Annotated in this window: 3 protein-coding genes and 2 pseudogenes; 4 read left to right on the forward strand and 1 reads right to left on the reverse strand. The window is 62.0% G+C overall.

Features of this window, described 5'->3' with window-relative positions; translation table 11 throughout:
• The 4 genes and pseudogenes from I9P22_RS23725 to I9P22_RS23740 form a co-directional block, all read left to right on the forward strand.
• Window positions 1–82, forward strand: a pseudogene (locus I9P22_RS23725) (IS5/IS1182 family transposase); the annotation flags it as partial.
• A 68-nt stretch (window positions 83–150) separates the two neighbouring features.
• Window positions 151–1,038 carry a WYL domain-containing transcriptional regulator gene (locus tag I9P22_RS23730; RefSeq protein ID WP_199262648.1) on the forward strand — a complete coding sequence of 296 codons (888 nt, stop codon included), beginning with the start codon at window positions 151–153 and terminating at the stop codon, window positions 1,036–1,038.
• A 66-nt stretch (window positions 1,039–1,104) separates the two neighbouring features.
• Window positions 1,105–3,027, forward strand: coding sequence for a GmrSD restriction endonuclease domain-containing protein (locus I9P22_RS23735; RefSeq protein WP_199262650.1), 1,923 nt, complete (start codon window positions 1,105–1,107; stop codon window positions 3,025–3,027).
• A gap of 53 nt (window positions 3,028–3,080) precedes the next feature.
• Window positions 3,081–3,263 (forward strand): hypothetical protein, encoded by a 183-nt coding sequence (locus I9P22_RS23740; protein ID WP_199262652.1) that lies wholly within the window; start codon window positions 3,081–3,083, stop codon window positions 3,261–3,263.
• Here I9P22_RS23740 and I9P22_RS23745 read toward each other — a convergent pair.
• Window positions 3,255–3,335: pseudogene (locus I9P22_RS23745) on the reverse strand (IS5/IS1182 family transposase); the annotation flags it as partial. The gene I9P22_RS23740 and the pseudogene I9P22_RS23745 overlap by 9 nt on opposite strands.

Below are 3,335 nucleotides of genomic sequence, written 5' to 3' on the forward strand. Positions count from 1 at the left end.
CTACGACAAAACCGCAGACAGTTTCCTCGGCTTCATCGACATCGCCTGCATCAGGCTCTGGCTTCGCCATTTGTCAACATGACCTAGCGTAGAGCACAGAAAATGGGCGCGCATAGTTAGCGTGCGCACCGGCGAGGCCGGGAGAGCGTGATGGACAACGACAGGTCGGAACTGCGCTGGGGCGTCGAGCAGCGCCTCGAGTTCATTGAGTTCCGCCTGTTCTGGGAGGGACATGTGAACCGCAGCGATCTGATGGACCAGTTCGGGGTCTCGGTGAACCAGGCATCCACCGACCTGAACCGCTACATCGGCTTCGCACCCGACAACATGGTCTATGACAAGAGCGCGCGGACCTATGTGCGCGGCCCGGGTTTCCAGCCGCAGTTCCTCGAGCCAAACGCCAGCCGCTACCTCGCGCAGCTACGGTCGGTGGCGGACGGCATCCTCGACCGCGAGGACTCCTGGATCGCTGGTTTCCCGCCCTACGCCTCGGCCCCGACCCCGGTGCGCGGCGTCAATCCGCTGACGCTCCGCTCCGTGGTCGGCGCCATCCGTCGCTCCGAGGCGATCGAGGTGAAGTACCAGTCCCTGTCTAGCGCGGACCCGCGCTGGAGGTGGATCGCGCCGCACGCCATCGCGTTCGACGGGTTCCGTTGGCACACGAGGGCGTTCTGCCTGACCGACGAAGCGTTCAAGGACTTCCTGCTCTCACGGATCCTCGACATCCGCGCAACGCGGGAAAGTGGAACGACGGCCGACGACGACCGTGACTGGCATTCTGAGGTCACGCTGGAAGTCGCCCCCCACCCCGAACTCTCGGAGACGCAGGCCAAGGTCATCTCGCTCGACTACGGGATGCGAGGCGGCAAGGTGAAGATCAAGGTTCGTCGCGCGCTGCTCTACTATGCGCTCAAGCGCCTCGGACTCGATACCGCGCCCGAGGCGCGCGCCCCCCAGGATCAGCAGATCGTTCTCATCAATCGCGATGAGATCATCAGCGGCATTCCAGTACGCGGTGCTCGGGAGGCCACGGCATGAGAGGGTGTGTCCAGAAACGGCGGATCCTTGGCCGAAGGCGGGCAAGAACATTCGAGGAGTTTGAGATTGGGTAAGCAGGCGGCGTTCAAGACCAACCCGGTCAGCCTCGAAGAGCTTCTGCGCCAGTGCGGAAATGGCAAGATCCAGTTGCCCGACTTCCAGCGCAGCTGGGTCTGGGATGAAGAGCGCATCAAAGGGCTGATCGCGTCGATCTCGCAGGCCTTTCCGGTCGGCGCGTTGATGACGCTCGAAGTCAAGCTGGGTGCGGCCGATACGTTCGCGCGTCGGCCGATCCAAGGGGCGGATGCGGCCGTTGGAGAAAGCGCACCCGAACAACTCCTACTGGACGGCCAGCAGCGGATGACTTCTCTCTACCAGACCTGCCTGCGCCGCGAGGTGGTGCAGACGGTCACGCCTCGCCTCAAGCTCGTGAAGCGATGGTTCTACATCGACATCCGAAAGGCGATGAACGCAGCGGAGGACCGCGAAAACGCAATTGTCTCAGTGCCGGAGGACCGGCGGATCAAATCGGACTTCGATAGGAAGATCGACCTCGATCTGTCCACACCGGAGCTCGAATATCGGAACCTCATGTTCCCGCTGAACCAGGTGCTTGATTGGGACGAATGGCAGGACGGCTTCAACGAGTACTGGCTGGAGAACGACCCGGAGACCCGCAAGCTGTTCAAGCCGTTCAAGGACGAGGTTCTTCAGAACTTCAAATCCTACCAGCTGCCGGTGATCGCACTGAGCCCCGACACCTCGCACGAGGCAGTCTGTCTGGTTTTCGAGAAGGTCAACACCGGAGGCAAGCCGCTCGACGCCTTTGAACTTGTCACTGCGATGTATGCGGCGCGCGGCCACCGCTTGCGCGACGACTGGCTCGGCACTGACGGCAAGCCAGGACTGCAGACCAGGCTTCAGCTCTACGGCCGCGCAGCTGAGCAGAAGTTCGGTGTCCTGGAGAAGGTCGCCGCGACCGACGTGCTTCAGGCCATCGCCCTCCTGCATGGCGTTGAGAACCGCGCTTCTGAAATCGCTGCCGGGCGCAAGGAGTCGGAGTTGTCTGCCGTCCGCGCCACGCGCCAGTCGCTACTCGATCTGCCGCTCGACGCCTACCTGAAACATCGGGGAGCGGTCGAGGAAGGGTTCAAGACGGCGGCACGTTTCCTCCGACAGAACCATATCTACCGGGTCCTCGACCTGCCCTATCAGGGCCAGCTTGTCCCATTTGCTGCGATCCTCGCGATGATCGGACCCAAGTTCGATCATGCGGCAGTGCGTGACCAACTCGCCCGCTGGTTCTGGTGCGGCATTTTCGGCGAGCTTTATGGGTCGGCCATCGAGTCCCGGTTTGCCAAGGATGTGCTGGAGGTTCCAGCCTGGCTCGATGGTGGACCGGAACCTAGCACGATCACAGATGGGCGCTTCCGCCCCGAGCGGCTGCGCACCCTGCGCACGCGTCTCTCGGCCGCCTACAAGGGTATCCACGCCCTGCTGATGGCCGAAGGCGCACGGGATCTCCGCTCCGGCCAGGACTTCAAGGACACAGTGTTCTTCGACGAATATGTCGATATCCACCACATCTTCCCGCAAGACTGGTGCAAGAAGCAGAAGATCGAGCCCAAGGTCTTCGACACCGTCATCAACAAGACCCCGCTCAGCTACAAGACTAACCGGATCCTCGGGGGCGTCGCACCATCTGTCTATTTGGAGCGGCTGGCGACGGGCGGGAAGGACACGCCACCTATCGCCCGCGACGCGCTCGACGAATACCTGGCTTCGCACGCGATGGATCCCGCCCTCCTGCGCGCCGATGATTTCGCGGGGTTCATGGCGGATCGGGAATCTCGGCTGCTCGCCATGATCTCGCGCGCCACCGGCCACGCCATCACGCGCGCCGACGCCGCGCCCGAGGAGGGGGAGGATGTTCCGCAGGATGACGAAGGTTTCGATCTGCCCGACCCTGACGCAGAGGAGGCCGCTTGAATGATTGCCATTTACGCACACTCAGTCCTCCGCGTATCGGATGGAGGGCTGAGATGATCGAGAAGCTGGATAACTTGGTCGAGGATATCTCCGGCCTGAACAGCAAGCTGCTTCTTCTGATTGGTCCGCCGCGATCAGGGAAAAGCAATTTGCTTGGACAGTTGGCCAAGCGGCGGCAGGCGCGCGTCTTGAGCATTGGCGCTGCACTTGGTCGCGAATTGCTTAGGTCATGTTGACAAATGGCGAAGCCAGAGCCTGATGCAGGCGATGTCGATGAAGCCGAGGAAACTGTCTGCGGTTTTGTCGTA

The sequence above is a fragment of the Paracoccus binzhouensis genome, from assembly GCF_016446475.1.
Lineage (GTDB): Bacteria > Pseudomonadota > Alphaproteobacteria > Rhodobacterales > Rhodobacteraceae > Paracoccus > Paracoccus binzhouensis.